The sequence below is a fragment of the Pseudomonas sp. genome (genome assembly GCF_035277045.1).
GTDB lineage: Bacteria > Pseudomonadota > Gammaproteobacteria > Pseudomonadales > Pseudomonadaceae > Aquipseudomonas.
On record NZ_DATELE010000206.1, the window covers coordinates 44,065 to 68,312 of the forward strand.

Annotated in this window: 19 protein-coding genes; 10 read left to right on the forward strand and 9 right to left on the reverse strand. The window is 63.5% G+C overall.

Annotated features, from left to right (window positions below; translation table 11 throughout):
• The first annotated feature begins 7 nt into the window (after positions 1-7).
• From hisS to VJS90_RS11790, 6 genes are all read left to right on the forward strand, one after another.
• On the forward strand, positions 8-1,297 hold the full coding sequence (hisS, locus tag VJS90_RS11765) for a histidine--tRNA ligase (RefSeq protein ID WP_324121824.1): 1,290 nt from the start codon (positions 8-10) through the stop codon (positions 1,295-1,297).
• 31 nt (positions 1,298-1,328) lie between these two features.
• Complete coding sequence (locus VJS90_RS11770) at positions 1,329-1,967, forward strand: tetratricopeptide repeat protein (protein WP_324121825.1); 639 nt, start codon at positions 1,329-1,331, stop codon at positions 1,965-1,967.
• Position 1,968: 1 nt separating this feature from the next.
• Complete coding sequence (gene bamB / locus VJS90_RS11775) at positions 1,969-3,111, forward strand: outer membrane protein assembly factor BamB (RefSeq protein ID WP_324121826.1); 1,143 nt, start codon at positions 1,969-1,971, stop codon at positions 3,109-3,111.
• A gap of 115 nt (positions 3,112-3,226) precedes the next feature.
• Positions 3,227-4,690 carry a ribosome biogenesis GTPase Der gene (gene der, locus VJS90_RS11780; RefSeq protein WP_324121827.1) on the forward strand — a complete coding sequence of 488 codons (1,464 nt, stop codon included), beginning with the start codon at positions 3,227-3,229 and terminating at the stop codon, positions 4,688-4,690.
• Positions 4,691-4,806: 116 nt separating this feature from the next.
• Entirely contained in the window at positions 4,807-5,955 is a 1,149-nt protein-coding gene (locus VJS90_RS11785) for a pyridoxal phosphate-dependent aminotransferase (RefSeq protein ID WP_324121828.1), read from the forward strand.
• Entirely contained in the window at positions 5,943-6,734 is a 792-nt protein-coding gene (locus VJS90_RS11790) for an amidohydrolase (RefSeq protein WP_324121829.1), read from the forward strand. Before VJS90_RS11785 ends, VJS90_RS11790 begins: the two co-directional genes overlap by 13 nt.
• Positions 6,735-6,876: 142 nt before the next feature.
• On the opposite strand, the gene VJS90_RS11795 is transcribed toward VJS90_RS11790, so the two are convergent.
• Together VJS90_RS11795 and VJS90_RS11800 are read right to left on the reverse strand one after the other, a co-directional pair.
• Positions 6,877-9,435, reverse strand: a complete 2,559-nt coding sequence (locus VJS90_RS11795; protein ID WP_324121862.1) for a sulfite reductase flavoprotein subunit alpha — start codon at positions 9,433-9,435, stop codon at positions 6,877-6,879.
• 105 nt (positions 9,436-9,540) lie between these two features.
• Complete coding sequence (locus VJS90_RS11800; protein ID WP_324121863.1) at positions 9,541-11,835, reverse strand: TonB-dependent siderophore receptor; 2,295 nt, start codon at positions 11,833-11,835, stop codon at positions 9,541-9,543.
• Positions 11,836-12,057: 222 nt separating this feature from the next.
• On the opposite strand from VJS90_RS11800, the gene VJS90_RS11805 reads away from it, so the two are divergent.
• Entirely contained in the window at positions 12,058-12,738 is a 681-nt protein-coding gene (locus VJS90_RS11805) for a Fe2+-dependent dioxygenase (protein WP_324121830.1), read from the forward strand.
• A 2-nt stretch (positions 12,739-12,740) separates the two neighbouring features.
• Positions 12,741-13,487, forward strand: a complete 747-nt coding sequence (locus VJS90_RS11810) for a tetratricopeptide repeat protein (RefSeq protein WP_324121831.1) — start codon at positions 12,741-12,743, stop codon at positions 13,485-13,487.
• 143 nt (positions 13,488-13,630) lie between these two features.
• Here the strand turns inward: VJS90_RS11810 and VJS90_RS11815 are convergent, their stop codons facing one another.
• The 5 genes from VJS90_RS11815 to VJS90_RS11835 form a co-directional block, all read right to left on the reverse strand.
• Complete coding sequence (locus VJS90_RS11815) at positions 13,631-14,794, reverse strand: type III PLP-dependent enzyme (protein WP_324121832.1); 1,164 nt, start codon at positions 14,792-14,794, stop codon at positions 13,631-13,633.
• Positions 14,795-15,359: 565 nt separating this feature from the next.
• Positions 15,360-16,517 carry an ABC transporter ATP-binding protein gene (locus VJS90_RS11820; RefSeq protein ID WP_324121833.1) on the reverse strand — a complete coding sequence of 386 codons (1,158 nt, stop codon included), beginning with the start codon at positions 16,515-16,517 and terminating at the stop codon, positions 15,360-15,362.
• On the reverse strand, positions 16,514-17,167 hold the full coding sequence (locus tag VJS90_RS11825; protein ID WP_324121834.1) for an ABC transporter permease: 654 nt from the start codon (positions 17,165-17,167) through the stop codon (positions 16,514-16,516). Before VJS90_RS11825 ends, VJS90_RS11820 begins: the two co-directional genes overlap by 4 nt.
• The gene (locus tag VJS90_RS11830) at positions 17,164-18,075 is read right to left on the reverse strand and encodes a glycine betaine ABC transporter substrate-binding protein (protein WP_324121835.1); all 912 of its coding nucleotides are present in this window, start codon (positions 18,073-18,075) and stop codon (positions 17,164-17,166) included. The genes VJS90_RS11825 and VJS90_RS11830 overlap by 4 nt, the downstream gene beginning before the upstream one ends.
• Positions 18,076-18,088: 13 nt before the next feature.
• Positions 18,089-18,802, reverse strand: coding sequence for an ABC transporter permease (locus tag VJS90_RS11835; RefSeq protein WP_324121836.1), 714 nt, complete (start codon positions 18,800-18,802; stop codon positions 18,089-18,091).
• 478 nt (positions 18,803-19,280) lie between these two features.
• Here VJS90_RS11835 and VJS90_RS11840 point away from each other — a divergent pair, with 478 nt between their 5' ends.
• Together VJS90_RS11840 and VJS90_RS11845 are read left to right on the forward strand one after the other, a co-directional pair.
• Positions 19,281-20,864, forward strand: a complete 1,584-nt coding sequence (locus tag VJS90_RS11840) for a peptide chain release factor 3 (protein WP_324121837.1) — start codon at positions 19,281-19,283, stop codon at positions 20,862-20,864.
• 280 nt (positions 20,865-21,144) lie between these two features.
• Positions 21,145-22,098, forward strand: coding sequence for a hypothetical protein (locus VJS90_RS11845; protein ID WP_324121838.1), 954 nt, complete (start codon positions 21,145-21,147; stop codon positions 22,096-22,098).
• Between the two features lie 203 nt (positions 22,099-22,301).
• On the opposite strand, the gene VJS90_RS11850 is transcribed toward VJS90_RS11845, so the two are convergent.
• Together VJS90_RS11850 and VJS90_RS11855 are read right to left on the reverse strand one after the other, a co-directional pair.
• Positions 22,302-23,270, reverse strand: coding sequence for a peptide ABC transporter ATP-binding protein (locus VJS90_RS11850; RefSeq protein ID WP_324121839.1), 969 nt, complete (start codon positions 23,268-23,270; stop codon positions 22,302-22,304).
• Positions 23,270-24,238, reverse strand: coding sequence for an ABC transporter ATP-binding protein (locus VJS90_RS11855; RefSeq protein WP_324121840.1), 969 nt, complete (start codon positions 24,236-24,238; stop codon positions 23,270-23,272). The genes VJS90_RS11850 and VJS90_RS11855 overlap by 1 nt, the downstream gene beginning before the upstream one ends.
• Positions 24,239-24,248: the final 10 nt, after the last annotated feature.

Sequence of the window (24,248 nt, forward strand, 5' to 3'; positions counted from 1 at the left end):
ATCTTCCGTGAGCAAAATGCTGCAAGCCATTCGTGGCATGAACGACATCCTGCCCGAGCAGACCCCGCTGTGGCGCTATTTCGAAAGCACCGTCGCCGGCCTGCTGGACACCTACGGCTACCGTCAGATCCGCACGCCGATCGTCGAGTTCACCGAGCTGTTCAAGCGCTCGATCGGCGAAGTGACCGACATCGTCGAAAAAGAGATGTACACCTTCGACGACCGCAACGGTGACTCCCTGACCCTGCGTCCCGAAGGCACCGCGGCCTGCGTGCGCGCCGTGCTCGAACATGGCATCAGCGGCAATGGCCAGGTGCAGAAACTGTGGTACATCGGCCAGATGTTCCGTCACGAGCGTCCGCAGAAAGGCCGCTACCGCCAGTTCAACCAGATCGGTGTCGAGGTGTTCAACCTCGACGGTCCCGACATCGATGCCGAGCTGATCGTGCTGACCTGGCGCCTGTGGGGCCTGCTGGGCCTGCGTGACGCGGTCAAGCTGGAACTCAACAGCCTGGGCACCAGCGAAGCCCGTGCCCGTTATCGTGACGCGCTGGTCGAGTTTCTCTCGGCGCGCCTGGAGCAACTCGACGAAGACAGCCAGCGCCGCCTCAAGAGCAACCCGCTGCGCATCCTCGACAGCAAGGATGCCAACACCCAGGCCGTGCTGGTTGGCGCGCCGAAGCTCGAGGACTACCTCGACGAAGAATCGCGCCTGCACTTCGAAGGCCTCAAGGCCCGCCTGGACGCGGCTGGCATTCCGTTCGTGATCAATACCAAGCTGGTGCGTGGCCTGGACTACTACAGCAAGACCGTGTTCGAGTGGGTCACCGACAAGCTCGGCGCCCAGGGCACCGTCTGCGCCGGTGGCCGCTATGATGGCCTGGTCGAGCAGATGGGCGGCAAGCCGACCCCGGGCGTGGGCTTTGCCATGGGCATCGAGCGCCTGATCCTGCTGCTCGAGACCCTGGAGCTGGTCCCTGAGTCGATCAACCGTCAGGTCGACGTCTACCTGTGCGCCTTTGGCGAGCAGGCCGAGCTTGCAGGCCTGACGCTGAGCGAGCGCCTGCGTGACCGCCTTCCGGGCCTGCGCCTGCAGATCAATGCCGGAGCCGGCAGCTTCAAGAGCCAGTTCAAGAAGGCCGACAAGAGCGGCGCGCTGTTCGCGCTGATTCTCGGGGACGACGAGCTGGCGCAACAAGTGGTAGGTTTCAAACCCCTGCGTGGTCAGGGCGAACAACAGAACATTGCCTGGGATGCTCTTGCCGAGCATCTGCAAACCGCTCTCGTCCAGGCGTGAAGCGGCCGATTTGCTGAAAAGGAGTATTGGGGTGTCGAGTACCGATGAAGAGCTGGTCGCGGTCAAGGACTGGTGGGAACGCAATGGCAAGCCACTGCTGACCGGCGCTCTGCTGGCCGCCGTGGTGGTGTTGGGTTGGCAGGGCTGGCAGAAGTACCAGAACAACCAGTCGCAGGGTGCCTCCAGCCTGTATCAGGCCTTGCTTGAAACCAGCCTGACGCCGAGTGGCCAGCCAGATACCGGCAAGGTCGCCGAGCTGTCCGGCAAACTCAAGAGCGAATACGGCGGCACCGCCTACGCCCAGTACGCCAGCCTGTTCGTGGCCAAGGTCGCGGTCGACAGCAACAAGCTGGACGATGCGGCCGCCGAGCTCAAGGGCGTGATGGACAAACCGGCCGACGCTACCCTGGCCGAGATTTCCCGCCAGCGCCTGGCACGTGTGCTGGCAGCGCAGGACAAGGCCGACGAAGCCCTGAAACTGCTCGATGGCGATACTGAAAAGGCCTTCCTTTCCAGCCGCGAAGAGCTCAAGGGCGACCTGCTGGTTCAGCTGGGCCGTACTGACGATGCCCAGGGTGCTTACGAGAAAGCCAAGGCCGCGCTGTCCGATGACGCCGCGGTCGGTGGCCTGCAACTGAAGCTGGATGACCTGGCCAAAGGGGATGCCTGACGTGATCGGTTGGAAACATGCAGCAGTGCTGGCCCTCGCCATCTTGGCCGCGGGTTGCAGCAGCAACAGCAAGAAGGAACTTCCCCCGGCCGAACTGACCAAGTTCACTGAAGAAGTCGCGCTCAAGAAACTCTGGAGCCGCTCGATCGGAGATGGTCAGGGCGAGACCTTCAACATGCTTGTCCCGGCTGTCGAGAACGACCGCATCTACGCTGCCGATGTAACCGGCGTGGTGATGTCGCTGGACCGCAACAACGGTGACGTGGCCTGGAAAAAAGACCTCGAGCTGCCGGTTTCCGGCGCCGTGGGTGTCGGTTACGGCATGGTCATGCTCGGCACCATCAAGGGTGACGTGATCGCCCTCGACGCCAGCACGGGTGAAGAGCGCTGGCGCTCGAAGGTGACCAGCGAAGTGCTGGCGCCACCTGCCACCAACGGTGACGTGGTGGTCGTGCAGACCCAGGACGATCGCGTGATCGGCCTGGATGCCGCGACCGGCGATCGCCGCTGGATCTACGAGAGCACCCCGGCCGTGCTGACCCTGCGTGGCACCGGTGCGCCGATTGTCACCAACCGTCTGGCGGTCGCGGGCCTGTCCACCGGCAAGGTGGTTGCCCTCGATACCCAGAACGGCGTGCCGGTCTGGGAAACGCGCGTGGCCATTCCACAAGGTCGCTCGGAGCTCGAGCGCGTGGTCGACATCGACGGCGGCCTGCTGCTGTCCGGTGGCGTACTGTATGTATCGAGCTACCAGGGCCGCGTTGCCGGCCTGGACCTGGAAAGCGGCCGCGTGCTGTGGCAGCGCGACGCCTCCAGCTACACTGGCGTAGCCCAGGGATTCGGCAATGTCTACGTGAGCCTGGCTTCGGGCACGGTGGAGAGCGTCGACGAGCGTTCGTCCAGCGCGCTGTGGAGCAACGATCAACTGGCTCGTCGCCAGCTGTCGGCGCCAGAAGTGTTTTCAAGCTACGTGGCGGTGGGTGACTATGAGGGCTACCTGCACCTGCTGAGCCAGGTCGATGGCCGTTTCGTCGGCCGTGAGCGTATCGACAGCGATGGCCTGCGCGCCCGGCCCCTGGTGGTCGGCGACACCATCTATGTCTTCGGCAACAGCGGCAAGCTCGAGGCACTGACCGCCCGCTGAAGCTATGCTTGAGGCCTGCGGGCCTTGGGCAGCGGCACTTCAGGTGCCGCGCAAACTCCGGCCGCTGCCCTGCAGCGGCTTTTGTATTTTTCGAATTCAAGCAGTGGAGAGCCGAATGGTTCCCGTAATCGCCCTGGTGGGCCGGCCGAACGTCGGTAAATCCACCATGTTCAACCGCCTGACCAAGACCCGCGATGCCATCGTCGGTGACTTGTCGGGCCTGACCCGTGACCGCCAGTATGGCGAAGCAAAATGGCAGGGCCGTAGCTATATCCTGATCGACACCGGTGGTATCACCGGTGACGAGGCGGGCATGGACGAGAAGATGGCCGAGCAGTCGCTGATGGCCATCGAGGAAGCCGACTACGTGCTGTTCCTGGTCGATGCCCGTGCCGGCATGACCGCCGCCGACCAGATGATCGCCGAGCACCTGCGCAAGCGGAACAAGCAGTCGTTCCTGGTCGCCAACAAGATCGATCACATCGATCCCGACACCGCGCGCGCCGAGTTCTCGCCGATGGGCATGGGCAACGCGATCCCGGTCGCTGGCGCCCAGGGCCGTGGCATCAACACCTTGCTTGAGACCGTGCTTGGCAACGTGCCGCGCGACAAGGAAGAAGACGCGCTGGACGAAGACGTCGCAGAAGGCCAGGAAGCGGTACGCATCCCCGGTCCGAGCGAGAAGGATGGCATCAAGATCGCCATCATCGGTCGTCCGAACGTGGGCAAGTCGACCTTGGTCAACCGCATGCTCGGCGAAGAGCGCGTGGTGGTGTACGACGAGCCGGGCACCACCCGCGACAGTATCTACATCCCGTTCCAGCGCGATGAAGAGAAGTACACCCTGATCGACACCGCTGGTGTGCGCAAGCGCGGCAAGATCCACGAGGAAGTCGAGAAGTTCTCGGTGGTCAAGACGCTGCAGGCGATCAAGGACGCCAACGTGGTGATCTTCGTCATGGATGCCCGCGAAGGCGTGGTCGACCATGACCTCAACCTGCTGGGCTTCGCCCTCGAAGCCGGCCGCGCCATCGTCATCGCCCTGAACAAGTGGGATGGCATGCAGCCTGGCGAGCGTGACTACGTGAAGACCGAGCTGGAGCGCCGGCTGTTCTTCGTCGACTTCGCCGACATCCACTTCATCTCCGCGTTGCACGGCACCGGCGTTGGCAACCTGTACAAGTCGGTACAGGCCTCGTTCAAGTCGGCGGTCACCCGCTGGCCGACCAACCGCCTGACGCAGATTCTCGAAGATGCGGTCAAAGAGCACCAGCCGCCGATGGTCAACGGCCGCCGCATCAAGCTGCGCTACGCCCACCTCGGGGGTGCCAACCCGCCGATCATCGTCATCCACGGCAACCAGGTCGAGAAGGTGCCGCGCTCGTACTCGCGCTACCTCGAGAACACCTACCGCCGTGTGCTCAAGCTGGTCGGCACGCCGATCCGCATCGAGTACAAGGGTAGCGACAACCCTTACGAGGGCAACAAGAACCAGCTCACCGACCGCCAGGTCAACAAGAAGCGCCGGTTGATGTCGCACCACAAGAAGGCCGAGAAGAAGCGCAGAGACAAGCGCTGATCCGCGAATCCTGCCCGAACGGACCCAGCAGGCTGGTTCCGTTCGGGCAGGGTGTTTCAACCTGGCCTTCCATTCCGCTATGCTCGGGCATCGTCCCGGGCCGGATAGAGGGCTCCATGATCACCAGCAAGTTGCCGAACGTCGGCACCACCATCTTCACCACCATGTCCCAGCTTGCCGCGCAAACCGGCGCGCTGAACCTCTCCCAGGGGTTTCCCGACTTCAATGGTCCACAGCCTCTGCTCGAGGCGGTCGCCAGGCATGTGCTGGCCGGGCATAACCAGTACTCCCCTTCGATCGGCTTGCCAGCCTTGCGCCAGCAGGTGGCGGCGAAGATTGCCCGCACCTATGGTGTGGCGGTGAATGCCGATCACGAGGTCACCATTACTCCAGGCGCGACCGAGGCTATCTTCTGCGCGATCCAGGCGGTGGTCCAATCCGGAGACGAGGTCATCGTCTTCGATCCTTGCTACGACAGCTACGCGCCGTCGGTGGCGCTGGCGGGTGGGCGCTGCGTGCATGTGCAACTGACTGATGGCGACTTCCGTATCGACTGGCAGCGGCTGGCGGATGCCATCACCCCACGCACGCGGATGATCGTGCTCAATTCACCCCATAACCCCAGCGGCGCCCTGATTACCCGCGATGACCTGGACCAGCTGGCGGTGCTGATCGCCGAGCGCGATATCCATGTCCTCAGCGACGAGGTCTATGAGCACCTGGTGTTCGACGGGGCAGGGCACGCCAGCGTGCTGGCCCACGAGGCGCTGTACCCACGGGCATTCGTGGTCAGCTCGTTCGGCAAGACCTACCACGTGACCGGCTGGAAGACCGGCTATGTGGTGGCGCCTCCGGCATTGAGCGCCGAGCTGCGCAAGGTCCACCAGTATGTGAATTTCTGTGGAGTGACGCCATTGCAGTGTGCCTTGGCCGATTTCATGGCTGATCACCCTGAGCATGTCGAGCAGCTCCCGGCCTTTTACCAGGCCAAGCGTGACCTGTTCTGCGACCTGCTGCAGCCATCGCGCTTCAGCTTTACCCGCACCGCTGGCACTTATTTCCAGCTGGTCGACTACTCGCGGATTCGTCCCGACCTTAGCGACGTCGACATGGCCCTGTGGCTGACCCGCGAACACGGCGTGGCGACCATCCCGGTGTCGGTGTTCTATGAAAAACCCATCCCCGAGCAGCGCCTGGTGCGTCTGTGCTTTGCCAAACGTGAGGAGACGCTGCGCCAGGCAGCGGAAAAACTATGCGCGATCTGAGTGCACTGCCCAACCTGAAAATCGCCCTGGTGCAGACCAGCCTGGCCTGGCAGGACCCGTTGGCCAACTACGCGCGTTTCGAGGTATTGCTCGAACAGGTGGGCGACGTGGACCTGGTGATCCTGCCCGAGATGTTCACCACTGGTTTTTCCATGGAGTCAGAGAAGCTGGCCGAGCCGGAGAACGGCCCCACCAGCAAGTGGCTCAAGGCCCAGGCCAGCAAGCTTGATGCGGTGGTCACCGGCAGCGTGATCATCCAGGCCGCCGATGGCAGCCACCGCAACCGCCTGCTCTGGGCCAGGCCCGACGGCGAGGTCCTGCATTACGACAAGCGCCACCTGTTTCGCATGGCCGGCGAGCACAAGCATTACACCCCCGGCGAGCGCCAGGTGCAGTTCGAGCTCAAGGGTTGGCGGATTCGTCCATTGATCTGCTACGACCTGCGTTTTCCGGTATGGAGCCGGGATTCGCAGGATACCGACCTGCTGCTGTATACCGCGAACTGGCCCGCCGCCCGGCGCTTGCACTGGAACCGCCTGCTGCCGGCACGAGGCATCGAGAACCTGTGCTATGTGGCGGCGGTGAACCGGGTAGGCACGGACGGGAAGGGGTTTGCGTACTCAGGCGATAGCCAGGTACTGGATTTCCAGGGGGAGACGGTGCTTGGCGCCGGGGAGGCCGACGGCGTGTTCACCGCCGTGCTGAGCGCGGCGGACCTGGCGGCCTACCGCACCCGCTTCCCGGCGAACCTGGATGCCGATACGTTCGAGCTGCATTGACCGCCAGCACGCATTCAATTTCCGAATCGCACAATCTCGAAGGACTATAGGCGCGGGAGCGGGCTAGTCCCGCTGCCGCTCCCACAAGTGCTGGCGAGTCCAGCTCGGTATCGATGCCCTGCCCGGCGATCCCGGGCCGGGATCAGTACACATCCCGCCGGTAACGGCCATCTTCGATCAACTGCTGGACGAGGTCTTCTCCCAGCACCTCGTTGAGCACCGCATCGACCCCTGACGCCATACCCTGCTGACTACCGCAGATATAGACGCACGCGCCGTCGTCCATCCACCGGCGCAGCTCATCCGCCTGCCCGCGCAGCAGGTCCTGCACATACACCTTTTCCGCCTGATCCCGCGAAAACGCCAGGTCCAGCCGCGCGAGATCGCCGCTCTCGAGCCAGGCCAGCAGCTCATCGCGGCAATGGAAGTCGTGCACCCGGTTACGCTCGCCAAACAGCAGCCAGTTGCGCTGGTCGCCGTCAACGATGCGTGCCTTGAGCAGGCTGCGCAAGCCGGCAAGGCCGGTGCCATTGCCGATCAGCACCATCGGTGTGGACGCGGGCGGCAGGTGGAAGCTGCTGTTGCGACGCAGGCGCAGGTTGACGCTGCCATCAATCGGCAGGTACTCGGTCAGCCAGCCCGAGCCCAGGCCCAGGCTGCCGTCGGGGTGCCGTTCCTGGCGCACGATCAGCTCTAGTTCGCCATCGCTGGCGATGGAGGCGATCGAGTATTCCCGAGGCCCGATCGGCGCCAGAGATTCGACCAATGCCTGCGCATGCACGCCGACCAGGTGTTCACGGCCCGTGGGCAGGTTGCGGCTGGCCAGGGCCTGGGCCAGGGTTTCTGTCAGGCCGGCAAGCTGCACTGGGGTGTCTGGGTCGAGGCCAAGGCCCGCCAGGAACCTGGCCACTCGCGGCTGGCCGTTGCGCGGCATGACTTCGACAAGGTCACCGGCCTCCCAGCTGGCCGGCTGTTCCGGTCGCAATCCCAGCAGGTACACCGGCGCGCCCTGGCTTCCAGGGTTGAGCAGGGTGCGTTGGCTCAAGCGCCAGTTGCCATAGCTCGGCGGCTGCCAGGCGGCGACGGGCTGGGTACCGGTCAATTGCGCCAGTTCCTGCTGCCACAACTGCAGGGCAGCAGGGTCGGCGCTGTCGACTTCGACCGGGCTAAAGGCGCTGTTTGCGCCGCGCTCGGCCAGCCAGGCCTGAAGCCGGCGGGCGAAACCGCAGAAATGCGGGTACTGGCGATCGCCGAGGGCGAGGACTGCGTAGTGCAGGTTGTCCAGGGCCCAGGGCTGGCCCAGCACCTTGCGCTCGAAACCACGGGCGCTGTCCGGCGCTTCGCCGTCACCAAAGGTGCTGACCACGAACAGCGCGCGCTGCGCCTGGCGCAGGTCGTCTTCGCCCAGCTCGGCTAGCGACCTGACGTGTACCGGCATGCCGGAGGCCTGCAACTGCCCGGCGCTCTGCCAGGCCAGCTGCTCGGCAAAGCCGCTCTGACTGGCAAAGCCGATCAGCCAGCTGTCGCCCTTGTCCACGCTGCCGGACACCGTGCCACGCGCGGCGCGTACCTGGCGCTTCTTGCGGCGACGGTCGAGGTACAGCAGCCAGCCGGTCACGAAGAACAGCGGCATGGTCAGGCTGGCAACCGTCACGATGATGCGCCCGGCCAGGCCGAAGTAGCTGCCGGTGTGCAGGGCATACACGCTGGCCAGCAGCTGCGCCTTGAACGACTTGTCGGTGTACTGCTCGTGACGCTTCACCGCGCCGTTGGCAGGGTCGATGGTCAGGGTGTTGAAGGCGCGCTCGTGGTCGGCGTTCTCCAAGAGGTAGAACAGCGTCGCAGGCTGGCCGCCCACAGGCGGCAGGCGCAGGTTGTAGCTCGCAAGGCCCGGGCCTGCGGCAGCGCGCAGGCTGGTCCAGATGGCATCGTAGTCGACCACCAGCGGCGGAGCATTCTTGTCCACCTGGGGCGGCCCATGGCGTCCCCGGCCTTCGCCGCGCTTCTGTTGCTGCTCGCCGGCGGGCGGTGCGTCGGCCAGCAAGCGGTTGAGGCCTTCGCGATACCACTCGTACGACCAGAACAGCCCGGTCAGTGCGAACAGGAGGTAGAACAGCAGGCACCAGGTACCGGCCACGGCGTGCAGATCCCAGTTGAAGGCCCGGCCCTTCTTGGCCCAGTCGAATGTCAGCCATACCCGCCAGTTCAGTGGCTTGCGCGGCCAGCGCAGGTACAGGCCGGACAGGCAGAAAAACACCAGCATCAGAGTACAGGCGCCCGTGATCTGCCTGCCGGTATCCCCCATCGCCAGGAAACGGTGCAGCTGCAGCATCAGATTGAAGAAAGCCTGGCCGGTGGCATCGGCTTTGAGTTCGCCGGTATAGGGGTCGGCATAGCGCAACTGGCCACGCCGTTCGCCGGGCGGCGGGGTGAAGAAGATCCGCGCCGAATTGCCTTCGCGGGTATCGACCCACAGCATCGACACCTTGTCACCCTGCGCGGCCTCGACACGGCGCACCAGCTCGGCAGGTGGCAGCACGCCTTCCTGGCGGACCTCGACCTTGAGTACATCGGCGTTGAACAGACGCAGCAGTTCTTCCTGGAACGAATAGGTCGCACCGGTAATGCCCATCAACGCCAGGACCAGGCCCGCGGTAATGCCAAAGAACCAGTGCAACTGAAACAGCGACTTCTTCACCACATCGATCACCTTGTCTTGCCGCCTCTACCGGCGCGGCGTGCATTATGCCCTGATAAACGAAAGCCCCGCTCCCTTGGGTGAGCGGGGCTTGCTGGCCAGCAGCGCTTAGAAGTGCACGCTGGTGGTCAGCAGGGCCGTGCGCCCGGCCGCCTGGTTGGCGAAGTGGGTGGAGAAGGCCTTGTCGTAGTAGACCTCATTGGTCAGGTTCTGCACGTTCAGCTGCAGGTCGACGTTCTTGGTCAGCTTGTAGGCCGCCATGGCGTCATAGCGCACGTAGCTGTCGACCATGGTGGTGTTGGCCACGCTGCCGTACACATCATCCACATAGAACGCGCCGCCACCGATGGTCAGCTTCGGCGTCACGCTGTAGGTGGTCCACAGGCTGGCGCTGTTGTTCGGCGTGTTCGGCAACTGGTTGCCATCGTTGGCTTCGCCCAGCGGGCCCCCGTCGACCTGGCGGGCCTCCAGGTAGGTGTAGCCTGCGAACACCTGCCACTTGTCGGTCAGCTTGCCGCTGGCCGACAACTCGACGCCCTGGACGCGGGTCTTGCCTACGTTCTCATAGGTGGTGGTGTCGACCTGTACTCGGGCGTTTTCCTTCTCGGTGCGGAACAGTGCCGCGGTCAGCGACAAGCGTTCGTCCAGCAGATCCCACTTGGTGCCGATCTCGTAGTTGGTGGTTTCTTCAGGCTCCAGGTCGCTCTTCAGCAAATTGCCGGCACGGTCAGTGCTGCCCGGCAGAGGGTTGCCTTCGATACCTTCGCCAAGCATCGCCCCAGGAGGCGTAGCCGAGGTGGCGTAGGAAACATACACGCTACCGTTGTCGGTCGGCTTCCACACCAGGCCTAGCTGGCCGGTGAAGAACTCGCTGGTGTCCTTGCCCTTGGCGGTAGTGGTGCCGGCGGCGTTGTAGGTCTTGTAGTCGGTGTCGAAGTGGTCGTAGCGCAGGCCCATGTTCAGCAGCCAATCTGGCGACAGCTCCAGGGTGTCGAATACGTAGATCGCGCGGGTCTTGCTCTTGGTGGTGGTGCCTGCGTAGTTGCGGGCGATGCTGCCATCCCATGGATCATCCGGGTTCGGGTTGCTCAGCGAGGTGCAGTTGTAGCCGCTGGAGACGATCATCCCTGGAGTGCAGTTGGTGGAGCTGCCCGTTGTGCCTGGAGTTGTATCGGTGTTGACGGTGTAGGAAGACCGCTTGCTCTCCTCACGGCTCAGCTCGATCCCGGTGGAGAAGCTGTTCTTGAAACCCGCCACGTAGAAGTCACCGAACAGGTCGGTCTGGTTGGTGGTGGTGGCGGTGTTGCCCACGCGGCTGTTGGCCCGGCGCCAGACGCTGCCGTTGTTGACGTTGGCCTTGCTGTCATCGGGCTGGGTGAGGATGTAGTCCTGCATGCTGTTGCCGTGACGCAAGGTGTTCTTGACGGTCAGCGCATCGGTCAGGTCGTGCTCGACGGCAAACGTCGCGATGTCGACACGGGTCTTGCGGAAGTCGCGGTCGGTGAGGCCGTAGAAGTTGTCGCTGTCGCCGCCGTCACGAGGCTTGCTCGGGTCTGCCGAGGTGCGATTGGCGGTGCCGCCAGCGGGTACGGAGTAGGGGATGCCCGAGTCTGGCAGGTCGTCGCTCTCGAGGTGGTAGTAGTCCAGATTCACCCGGGTCGGGGTTCCTAGGCCGAAGGCCAGCGACGGGGCGATGCCCCAGCGGTCGTAGTCGACCTTGTCGCGCCCGGCCACGTTGCTCTCGTGGCTCATCAGGTTCAGGCGCCCGGCGACGCTGTCGCTGAACTGGTAGTTGCCATCGAGGGTGTAGCGCTGGGTCTGGTCGCTGCCCCAGGTGTAGCCGGCGTCGAACGAGTTGCCCAGGTGCGCGCGCTTGCTCACCAGGTTGATGGTGCCGCCTGCCGCGCCACGGCCACCGATCGCCGAGTTCGGGCCCTTGGCCACCTCCACCGACTCGACGGCGAAGATCTCGCGGGTCTGGGCACCCGTGTCACGCACGCCATCCAGGTAGGTGTCGCCCTGTGCGTCGAAGCCGCGGATGAACGGGCGATCGCCTTGCGGATTGCCGCCTTCACCGGCACCAAAGGTGATGCCCGGCACGGTTCGCAGGGCATCCTGCAGGGTCAGGGCATTGGTGTCCTTGATCACTTGCTGCGGGATGACGGTGATCGAGCGGGGCGTATCCACCAGGGGCGCTGTGTACTTCTGCGAAGCCGCTTTTTCGACCTTGTAGTCGGTGCTTGCCTTTTCGGCCTGGCCGGTGACGCTGGTGGCATCAAGGGCAATGGCCGCATTGCTGGCAGCAGGATCGGCAGCGTAGACAGAGGTAGCACTGATCGCAACGCCAATGGCGGACGCAAGCAGACGAGGGGAACTCACAGCAGAAGGCACGTAATGACGCAGCATGGTGGATGGGTCCTACCCGGTATTTTTAGGCTGCGAAATATAATGTAATGAATTGTTAGTAACAATTGAGAATTGTTTTTATTCACATCGTCTTTACAAAATTTACACATTTTGTGTGAACGTCTTATCCGCTGACACAACGGCTGTCATATTGGGCTTGTGGTGGACCAATAGGAATCAATACCATTGGCGCCTTTGTCCCGCTCAGGTCCCGCTGCCATGCTGCTGCACATTCCCGCCTTGTTCACCGCCGATGAGGTGGCGCGCATCCGCAACGCCCTGGAACAGGCCGACTGGGCCGATGGCAAGGTCACCGCCGGCTACCAGTCGGCGAAGGCCAAGCACAACCTGCAGCTGCCGGAGGGTCATCCGCTGGCCAAGGAGATCGGCAGCGCGCTGATCGAGCGCCTGTGGAGCAACCCGCGATTCATGTCAGCGGCGCTGCCGCACAAGGTCTTCCCACCGCTGGTCAACTGCTACCGCGAGGGCGGCAATTTCGGCTTTCACATCGACAACGCCCTGCGCCAGCCGCGTGGCAGCCATGAGCGGGTGCGCACCGACCTGTCCTCGACGCTGTTCCTGAGCGACCCGGACAGCTACGACGGCGGCGAACTGGTGATCCAGGACACCTACGGCGTGCAGCAGGTCAAGCTGTCGGCCGGCGACCTGGTGCTGTACCCGGGCACCAGCCTGCACAAAGTCAATCCGGTCACCCGCGGAGCGCGCTACGCGGCGTTCTTCTGGACCCAGAGCCTGGTGCGCGAGGACAGCCAGCGCGCGTTGCTGTTCGAGATGGACAACGCCATCCAGCAGCTCACCGCCGACGTGCCCGAGCACCCGGCGTTGCTGCAGCTGACCGGCACCTACCACAACCTGCTGCGCCGCTGGGTCGAGGTCTGAGCATGTCCTACAACCTGCGACGTGAAGAAACCGTGGACGCCGATCAGCTGCGCGGCATGCTTGAGGAGAGTCCGGCCAAGGCTGCCCAGGCCATCCTGGCCGCCGCCGGCCAGGGCGTGGTCCAGGCGCAATTGCTGCTGGGACAGATTTTGCTGGACGGCCGCGGCATCGAGCGCGACCTGGTCCTGGCCCGGCAATGGTTCGCGATTGCGGCTCAGGGCGGCAGCGCCATGGCGCACAACATGCTAGGGCGTTGCCTGGAGCATGGCTGGGGCGGCGAGCAGGACCTGGCGCAGGCGGTGGCGCACTACCGCACCGCGGCTCAGGCAGGGCTGGACTGGGGGCTGTACAACTACGCCAACATGCTCGGCACCGGGCGCGGCGTGGCCCAGGACCAGGCTGGCGCTTTCGCGGCCTATCGGCGGGCGGCGCAGGACGGGCACGCCAAGTCGATGAACCTGCTGGGCCGTTATCTGGAACTGGGGATTGCCTGTGACGCGGACTTCACCCGGGCCCGGCGCTGGTACCGGCGTTCGGCGCAGGCGGGGGATTTTCGCGGGCAGTTCAGCCATGCGGCCGTGCTGGCGGAGCAGGGCGAGGTGGGCGAAGCGCTGGGATGGTTGCGGCGGGCGCTGGAGGCAGGGAATGCCAACTTCCTGCGTAGCAGTATTCCGGAGCTGGAAAGGGCGCGGGATGCGCGGGTGAGGGGAATGGCCGAGCGGTATCGGGAGCGGTTGGGGGCGATGTGAAGCAGGGGCCGCTTCGCGGCCCATCGCGGGACAAGCCCGCTCCCACAGTATGAAAGCTGGATGGGTGTCCGAGTTCTTGGGGGCGGCCCCTCCTGTGGGAGCGGGCTCGTCCCGCGATGGGCTGCAACGCAGCCCCAGGCTTCTTACAGGTAGTAGGCTTTCAACGGCGGGAAGCCATTGAACTCCACCGCGCTGTAGCTGGTGGTGTAGGCGCCGGTCGACAGCCAGTACATCCGGTCGCCGATCGCCAGGTTCAGCGGCAGGCCGTACTTGTAGTGCTCGTACATGATGTCGGCGCTGTCGCAGGTCGGGCCGGCGATGACCACTTCTTCCATCTCGCCCTTCTTCTCGGTCCAGATCGGGAACTTGATGGACTCGTCCATGGTTTCGATCAGGCCCGAGAACTTGCCCACGTCGGTGTACACCCAGCGCTCGACCGCGGTGCGCGACTTGCGCGCCACCAGCACCACTTCACTGACCAGGATGCCCGCGTTGGCGATCAGCGAACGGCCCGGCTCCAGGATGATCTCGGGCAGGTCGTCACCGAAGTCTTCCTTGAGGAAGCGGATGATCTCTTCGGCATAGGTCTCCAGGCTGTTGGTACGGGTGATGTAGTTGGCCGGGAAGCCGCCACCCATGTTGATCAGCTTGAGGACGATGCCGTCTTCTTCCTTCAGGCGCTCGAAGATCACCTTGACCTTGGCGATGGCCGCGTCCCACACGCTGATATCGCGCTGCTGGGAGCCGACGTGGAAGGAGATGCCGTAAGGCACCAGGCCCAGGTCACGGGCGAGGATCAGCAGGTCCATGGCCATGTCGGTCTGGCAGCCGAACTTGCGCGACAGTGGCCAGTCGGCCGTGGTGGAGCCTTCGGTGAGAATGCGCACGTAGACCTTGGAGCCTGGCGCGGCCTTGGCGATGTTGCGCAGGTCGGCTTCGGAGTCGGTGGCGAACAGGCGCACGCCCTTCTCGAAGAAGTAACGAATGTCCTTGGACTTCTTGATGGTGTTGCCGTAGCTGATGCGGTCGGCGCTCACGCCCTGGTTCATCACCTTGTCCAGCTCGTAGATCGAGGCGATGTCGAAGTTCGAGCCTTTGTCCTTGAGCAGGTCGATGATCTCGACCGCCGGGTTGGCCTTGACCGCGTAGTAGACCTTGGCGAATTCGAACCCGGCGCGCAGGTCGTCATAGGCCTTGCTGATCATCTGGGTGTCGATGAGTACGAAAGGGGTTTCCTGCTTGTCGGCGAACGCCTTCATTTTCTGGAAGGTATCACGCGCGAAATAATCTTCGACCTGGATCGACATGCTCAGGGACTCCATGGGCAAACTGAAAGAATAAGTGGCTGCAACTGAACGTCCTCCGTATCCCCACTTTGGTTCGCCTACTTCCCAAGGCATGTCGCCGAAAGCAAAAAGGTCAACCGTGCCTGTGGTGCGTAGCGGCGGGTGACCTTGCTGTCTCGTCGTCAGTACTTGAGCCGGATGGATCGTTTCCAGCATGGACGTTCGGCGCGAACTTTAGGACCTGAGGGGAGCAAGATCAACAAAAAATGTTGCAGCTTTACAGGCATCGGACGCGTGTGGGCGGTGGATGTTCCGTGAAGGGGGTGGGGCGTTAAATATTGTGGAACAGGGTGATTTTGGCTGGAGGAGGCATGAGAGGGAACGATGGGCGAGGTTCGCTGCAGGGGAGGGACAGAACGGGGATTGGACCGTTTGTCATGTGGGGGGTGGAGCCGCTCGGCGGTGGGCCACTGTGCATATTTATGGCCACGAAAATATCCGTGAATTTAATGGCCTCTTCGCTGGCGTCCCGACTTGCCAGCGAAGAGGCCGGTGCAGACTACACACCCGCCGGGTCAGGCCCCGATCAGGAAACCACCGCCTCGGCCGGCGACACGATACTGGTCTTGCCCCCACGCGAACGTCCGGAGCTCAGGTAAGCCGCGATCGACTCCTGCGTCACCTCGCCCAGGAACACCTGCTCGGCATCCAGCACCGGCAGCCACGAGCGGTTGAACTCGTACATCCGCGACAGCAGGATGCGCAAATGCTCGTCATGCGAGGCAGTGGCGTTGAACTGGCGCAGGAAGTCGCCACAGGTGCCCTGCTGGCGATGCAGGTCGCGGCGGCGCACATAACCCATGGCCTTGTTGCCCGCATCCGTGACCACCACGTAACGGCGATCGTGCTCGTCCATCAGCTCCACGGCATCGAGGGCCGGCGTTTCCGGACTGACTGACGGGGCGTTGTCCGCGGCGTCTTCGGCGCGTACCAGCAGCAGGCGCTTGAGCGTGCTGTCCTGGCCGACGAAGTTGCTGACGAAGTCGTCGACCGGGTGCGCCAGCAAGGTGTCCGGGTGGTCCAGCTGCAGCAGCTTGCCAGCACGGAAGATGGCGATCTTGTCGCCCAGCTTGATGGCTTCGTCGATGTCGTGGCTGACCATGATCACGGTCTTGTTCAGCGCGCGCTGCATCTCGAAGAACTCGTTCTGGATCATCTCGCGGTTGATCGGGTCGACCGCGCCGAACGGCTCGTCCATCAACAGGACTGGCGCCTCGGCCGCCAGCGCGCGGATCACGCCGATACGCTGCTGCTGGCCACCGGACAGCTCGCGTGGGTAGCGCTGCAGGTACTGCTTGGGCTCGAGCTTGATCATGCTCATCAGTTCGCGGGCACGGTCGTGGCAGCGCTGCTTGTCCCAGCCGAGCAGGCGAGGGACCACGGTGATGTTCTCCTCGATCGTCATGTTGGGGAACAGACCGATCTGCTGGATCACGTAGCCGATGTGACGGCGCAGGGTCACTTCGTCCAGGCCCGTGGTGTCTTCGCCATTGATCAGCACCTTGCCCGAGGTGGGCGTGATCAGGCGGTTGATCATTTTCAGCGTGGTGCTCTTGCCGCAGCCTGATGGACCCAGGAATACGCAGATTTCGCCTTCATTGACGGTCATGCTCACCGAGTCGACTGCCTTGACGTCCTTGCCATTGGCATTGAAGGTTTTGCTGAGGTTTTGAAGTTCGATCATTTGCGCAGTCCTTCTGGAGTCAGGATACGTTGCAGGGCTTGCAAGAAGAGGTCGGCGATGATGGCCAGCACGCTGACCAGCACGGCGCCGACGATCAGCATCGACATGTCGCTGCTGCTGATGGAGGAGAGGATCAGCACACCGAGGCCACCGGCACCGATGGTCGCGGCGATGGTCATGACGCCAATGTTCATGACCACGGCGGTACGCACGCCGGCCAGGATCACCGGCATCGCGATCGGCAGTTCAACCATGCGCAGGCGCTGGCCGAAGGTCATGCCGATGCCGCGCGCGGCCTCGCGGATACCCGGCTCGACATTGGTCAGGGCCAGGTAGGTGTTGCGCAGGATCGGCAACAGGGAATAAAGGAAGACCGCGGTGATCGCCGGCAACGGACCGAGCCCCTGGCCGAACTTGGAGTAGAACGGCAGGAGCAGGCCGAACAGGGCGATGGCCGGAATGGTCAGGGTGACGGTGGCGCAGGCCTGCAAAGGGCCGGCGCACGCCGGGAAACGGGTCATCAGGATGCCCAAGGGCACGCCAACGACGATGGCCAGGCCAACGGCAATCCCGACCAGGGTGATGTGCTGCCCGGTGAGGTGCATCACCTGGGCCCAGTCCAGGCGTGCGAGGGTATCAAGCAGGATCATGGGTGTACCTCGCTGATCGGATGTTCGCGCAGGAACTCGGCGGCCACGGCGCTTGGGGCGCGATGCTCGACATCGGCCTTGGCGCTGAGCTGGCGCATGGTTTCGTCATCGAGGGCTTCGGCCAGCGGCTTGAGCAGCGTGGCCAGCTCCGGATGGGCGTCCAGCACCTGCTGGCGGATCACCGGCGCCGCGGTGTAGTCAGGGAAGTAATGCTTGTCGTCCTTCAGCAGCTTCAGGCCAAAGGCGGCGAGACGACCGTCGGTGGTGTACACCAGGCCGCAGAACGCCTGGTTGTTGCGCAACGCGGTATAGACCAGTCCACCATCCATCTGGCGGATGTTCTCGCGTCCGACTTGCAGGTCATACATTTCCTTCAGCCCGACAAGTCCATCCGGGCGATTGGCGAACTCGGTGTCCAGCGCCACCAGATGGTTGCGCTTCTTCTCGTCGCGCAGTACCTGGTTGAGGTCGCTGATGGTGTTGATCTGTGGATAGGCTTCGGCCACTTCGCGCGGCAGGCCCAGCGCGTAGGTGTTGCTGAACCGCGACGGAGTCAGCCAGACCAGGCCTTTTTTGGCGTCGAGCTGCTTGACCAGCGCATAGGTCGCGGCGGGGTCGGGCATGCGCTCCTCGATGTGGTTGTACGACACCAGCGAGACGCCGGTGTATTCCCACATCAGGTCCAGCTGCCCGGTCTCATGGGCCTGGCGGGCCAGGTTGCTGCCCAGGCCACCAGTGATACGGGTGTCGTAGCCGTGGGTTTTCAGGTACTGCGACGTCAGTTCGGCAAGGATGGTCTGTTCGGTGAATACGCGGGCACCGATGCGAATCAACGGTTTTTCCGCGGCCTGGGCAAATCCTGCGGACAGCAGAACCGCGCCCAGGAGCAAGGCGATAGCTTTTTTCATGGAAGTCCCTCGGTTACTGAGTCAGGCCGCGCTCGAGCCAGCGCTTGCTGGAAAAGCTGACCACGGCATCCAGCGCCAGTGCCAGCAAGGCAGTAGCGGCGGCGCCCAGCACCAGTTGTGGCTGATTGTTCAGGCCGATGCCCGGGAAAATAAGGCTGCCCAGGCTGTTGGCGCCGATCAGGAAGGCCAGCGGCGCGGTGCCGACGTTCAAGGCCAAGGCCACGCGCACACCGCCGACGATGATCGGCACGGCGTTGGGCAACTCGACCTGCCACAGTTGCTGGCGCGGGGTCATGCCGATGCCGGTGGCGGCTTCCTTGAGCGAGGCGGGAACGTTCTTGAGGCCTTCGTAGGTGTTGCGCACGATCGGCAGGAGGGAGGCGAGAAACAGTGCGAAGATCGCAGGGCCTGCGCCGATGCCCAGGAAACTCAGGGCAATGGCCAGTACGGCCAGGGGAGGGACGGTGTTGCCAATGTTGAAAAACTGCATGAAGCGTTCGGCTGTGTCGACCCTGTGTGGTCGACTCAAGGCAATGCCCGCCGGGATACCCACGGCAAGTGCCGCCCCCATCGAAGCCAGTACCAGTACCAGATGTGCTTGCAGGTAGAACCACAGATCCTCGCGATAGCGCGAGAGTGTATCAATGCCGATCCAGTTGATCAGCAGGGCCAGGATGATGAGCACGGCAACCCATCCCAACAGCCCCTTGCCATAGCGTTCAGCCACAGGCGGACTCCTATTTTATTGTCGGCGCGCACACTTCCCTGTCGGCCACCTCGGTTGATGGCAGGGAGTGTGTTCGCGAGTAGCAGCGTCTGGTCCGCAAAAGGGATCGCAGCACGCCATAAGCCAAGCCCCGTCAGGCTCGTATCGCTGGTGTAGCCAGCCCTGTCACACGGGTATCAGCCGGTAGGTCAACAGGGGAGTGGACGTCTCCTCGGCCGTAAAGGTTCCCATCTGAAGCGGCGTTTGGCCAGTGTTAATCACTGGAGTGTGCGGAATTACGCACAAAAAAACGGGCAGTTATCCGCTCAGGGCCAGTGAATTAGCTGGTTCACGACCATTTGTCATAAAGACAGATACTCCCTGTAATTTTTTTTGATCGAGGAGGGTCCGCGGTGGGATGAAGACTGCAGGCTGCGTTAATACTGCAGTTCAGGTATGATATCGCCCCTTTTTCAATCCCCCAGTCAGGCGATTTCCCATGACCAACCAGGCCGCCGAAGTCGCGAAGCGCCGCACTTTCGCCATCATTTCCCACCCCGACGCCGGTAAGACCACCATCACCGAGAAGCTGCTGCTGATGGGCAAGGCCATTGCTGTCGCAGGTACCGTGAAGTCGCGCAAGTCCGACCGCCATGCCACCTCCGACTGGATGGAAATGGAAAAGCAACGGGGTATCTCTATCACCACCTCCGTGATGCAGTTCCCGTACCGCGACCATATGGTCAACCTGCTCGATACCCCCGGTCACGAAGACTTCTCCGAAGACACCTACCGCACCCTGACCGCGGTGGACTCGGCGCTGATGGTGCTCGACGGCGGTAAAGGCGTAGAGCCGCGGACCATCGCGCTGATGGACGTATGCCGCCTGCGCGACACGCCCATCGTCAGCTTCATCAACAAGCTCGACCGCGATATCCGCGACCCGATCGAGCTGCTCGACGAGATCGAGGCGGTGTTGAAGATCAAGGCCGCGCCAGTCACCTGGCCGATCGGTTGCTACCGGGATTTCAAGGGCGTGTATCACCTGACGGAAGACTACATCGTGGTCTACACCCCGGGCCACGGCCATGAACGCACCGAGACCCGGATCATCGAGAACCTCGATTCCGATGAAGCGCGCGCGCATCTGGGCGATCAGTACGATTCGTTCGTCGAGCAGCTGGAACTGGTGCAGGGCGCCTGCCATGAGTTCAACCAGGAAGAGTTCATCAACGGCCAGCTGACCCCGGTGTTCTTCGGCACCGCGCTTGGCAACTTCGGTGTCGACCATGTGCTCGACGCCGTGGTCGACTGGGCGCCGCGCCCGCTGGCGCGAGTGGCTCACGAACGCACCGTCGAGCCGGTCGAGGAGAAGTTCACAGGCTTCGTGTTCAAGATCCAGGCGAACATGGACCCCAAGCACCGCGACCGCATCGCCTTCATGCGCATCTGCTCGGGCAAGTACGAGAAAGGCATGAAGATGCGGCATGTGCGCCTGGGCAAAGACCTGCGCATCGGCGATGCGCTGACCTTCTTCTCGTCCGAGCGCGAGCAGCTTGAAGAAGCCTTCGCAGGCGACATCATCGGCCTGCACAACCACGGCACCATCCAGATCGGCGATACCTTCAGCGAAGGCGAGAGCCTGGGCTTCACCGGTATCCCGCACTTCGCCCCGGAGCTGTTCCGCCGCGTGCGCCTGAAGGACCCGCTCAAGTCCAAGCAGCTGCGCCAAGGCCTGCAGCAGCTGGCCGAGGAGGGCGCCACCCAGGTGTTCTTCCCCGAGCGCAGCAACGACATCATTCTCGGCGCGGTCGGCGTGCTGCAGTTCGATGTGGTCGCCAGCCGCCTGAAGGAAGAATACAAGGTCGAGTGTGGCTACGAGCCGATCACCGTCTGGTCGGCTCGCTGGATCACCTGCGATGACAAGAAGAAGCTTGAGGAATTCAAGAACAAGGCAGTGGAAAACCTGGCAATTGACGGCGGTGGCCACCTGACCTACCTGGCGCCGACCCGCGTCAACCTGGCGCTGATGGAAGAGCGCTGGCCGGACGTGAAATTCCGCGCGACGCGCGAGCATCATTGATTAATCAGGAGGCCGCTTTCGCGGCCTCCTTGCTTTTTGCCTTGCCCCTCGCAGAACTGTTCTCCACGGTTCCACACCATCGTGGCACATGCTGGCAGCCGAACGTTGCAGAAGACCATGCTGCCCAAGGTCCTATCCCGCATTTTGCACGGTCCTAGGAAAGGTGTACGCGCCAAGTCCTTGATTTCAGTAGGTGTCATAAATTGACACAGTTGGCACAGCCAGTGCACCAGTCGTCTGGCGAATGGACTTGTTGCCCACTAAAAAAAGGCGCCTACCGATGATCACCACTGCCGAATACTCATCTGCCGTCTCCGACGGCCCCAATCGTTCAGGAGTCTCCTGGGCGGCCATCTTTGCCGGTGCCGCCGCGGCGGCTGCCCTGTCACTGATCCTTGTGATACTTGGCGCGGGACTGGGCTTCGCGGCCACCTCGCCCTGGGCTCATGAAGGCGCCAGTGCCAAGGCGCTCGGCATCTCCACCATCATCTGGCTACTGGTTACCCAGATCCTGGCATCGGGCCTGGGCGGGTATGTCGCCGGCCGATTGCGCGTGAAATGGGCCAACCTGCATGGCGACGAGGTGTACTTCCGCGATACCGCCCACGGTTTCCTGTCCTGGGCAGTGGCGACCCTGGTTGCGGCCATGCTGATCGCCGGGACCTTGGGTAATGTCGTGGGCGCTGGCGCGCAGGCCGGGGCCAGCGTGGTATCCGGCGCTGCCAGCGGGGCCGGGATGGCCGCTGCTGGGGCGGCTGCCGATTCCAAGGGCAGCAGCGATCCAATGGGCTACTTCGTCGACACGCTGTTCCGCGCCGATGGCCCGGCCTCGGTCAGCGAAGACGCCGCCAATGGTGTTGCAAGCCGCATCCTGGCCAAGACCCTGGCTGGTGATGGCACGCTTACCGCGGAAGACGGCACTTACCTGGCCCAGCTGGTTGCCCAGCGTACCCGCCTGACCCAGGCCGAGGCCGAAGCCCGCGTCGACCAGGTCTACGCCCAGGCTCGTCAGGCTGCCGAAGACGCCAAGCTTGCCGCGCAGAAGGCTGCCGACGCCGCTGCTTCGGCGGCTGCCTGGACCGCGATCTGGACCTTCATCGCGCTGCTGTGCGGTGCCTTCTTCGCCAGCCTTGCCGCCCTGTTTGGCGGTCGTCAGCGCGACCAGGCCCGCTGGCTGGATAACGATGATGCCGCGCGCCGTGCCAACTACGCTGGCACCACGCCGGTCCGTTGATACTTTTCATACCGTCTGAAGGACAAGGAGAAACACTATGCGCTCGCTCTTGCTTTGGTTCCTTGGGGTACCGATTCCGCTGATCATCCTGATCGCGATCTTCATGCATTGATCTGATGCCGCGAAACGAAAAAGCCGTCACCCGGGGTGACGGCTTTTTTGTGCGTCTTGTCCGTCGCCGACGGCAATGAAACCTGCTGCCCCTACAAAAACTGCTCAGCGTAATGGCAGGCCACTTGCCGGGTTCCCACCTGCCGGAACGCTGGCACCTCGACCGCGCAGCGCTCGGTCGCGTAAGGGCAGCGCTTGTGGAAGGCGCAGCCGTCCGGCGGGTTCAACGGGTTGGGCAACTCGCCCACGATGCGGATTTTCGGTTTCAACGGATCGGGATGGATCGCCGGGGTCGCCGACAGCAGCGCCTGCGTGTAAGGGTGCAGCGGCCGGGCGTAGATATCCTCCTTGGGGCCCATCTCCGCGGGACGGCCCAGGTACATCACCAGCACCGTGTCCGCCACATGCCGCACCACCGCCAGGTTGTGCGAAATGAACACATAGGCAGTCCCGTACTCTTTTTGCAGATCCATGAACAGATTCAGCACTTGCGCCTGGATCGACACGTCGAGCGCGGAGGTGGGCTCGTCCGCCACCAGCACCTTGGGCTGCAGCATCATCGCGCGGGCAAGGGCGATCCGCTGGCGCTGGCCGCCGGAGAACATGTGCGGGTAACGCTGGTAATGCTCGGGCCGCAACCCCACCTGCTGCATCATTGCCTGCACTTTGGCACGGCGTTCGGCCTTGCTGAGCGTGGTGTTGATCAGCAGCGGCTCGGCCAGCTGGTCACCGATCTTCTGTCGGGGATTGAGCGAGGCATACGGGCTCTGGAACACCATCTGCACATCACGCCGCAGCTGCTTGCGCTGTTGCTTGCTGGCGCCGGCGACTTCCTGGCCTGCGATCTGCAACGAGCCCGACGAGGGTTCTTCGATCAAGGTCAAGGCGCGCGCCAGGGTCGACTTGCCACAGCCGGACTCGCCGACCACGGCCAGGGTCTTGCCGGCCTCGAGCTCGAACGAGACGCCATTGAGCGCGCGCACCACGGCGTGCCCCTTGAACAGGCCGCGCGACACTTCGTAGTGACGGGTGAGTTCGCGGGCGGTCAGTACGACGCTCATCACGCCACCTCCTGGTTCAAGGGATAGAAGCACCGCGCCAGACTGTGGGCGAGCGGATCGAGGGGCGGGCGCTGCTGACGGCAGTTGTCGCGCACATACGGGCAGCGCGGCGACAGCAGGCAACCGACGGGGCGGTCGTAACGGCCGGGGACGATACCGGGCAGGGTCGCGAGGCGCTCCGCGCCAATGCTGTGCTCGGGGATCGCCGCCAGCAGCGCTTCGCTGTAGGGGTGGGCCGGCACGTTGAACAGCTCGGGCACCTGGCCGACTTCGACGGCCTGGCCTGCGTACATCACGCACACTCGCCTGGCGGTCTCGGCGACCACGGCAAGGTCATGGGTGATCAGGATCAGGGCCATGTCCTGCTCCTTCTGCAGGTTGACCAGCAGCTCCATGATCTGCGCCTGGATGGTCACGTCCAGGGCGGTGGTGGGTTCGTCGGCGATCAGCAGGCGCGGTTCGCCGGCGATGGCCATGGCGATGGCGACGCGCTGGCTCATGCCGCCCGAGAGCTGGTGCGGATAGGCGTCAAGGCGGCTCTCCGGGGCCGGGATCTCGACCTTTTTCAGCAGCTCCAGCGCACGCTGGCGCGCGGCCTTGCCCTTGAGGCCCAAATGCTGGCGCAGCACTTCCTCGATCTGGAAGCCGACGGTGTAGCTGGGGTTGAGCGCGGTCATCGGGTCCTGGAAGACCATCGCGATGTCCTTGCCCACCACCTTGCGGCGCTGACGTGCGCTGAGCTTCAGCATGTCGGTGCCGGCGAAGCGCAGGGTGTCGGCGGTGACGCGGCCGGGCGCCTCGATCAGGCCCATCACGGCCATCATCGTCACCGACTTGCCCGAGCCGGACTCGCCGACGATCGCCAGGATTTCGCCGGCGTCGACGGCAAGGTCCAGGCCATCGACCACGGGCACGGCAGTCGCGTCGCCAAAGCGCACGTTCAGGTTGTTGATCTGCAACAGTGACATGGCGGTCTCC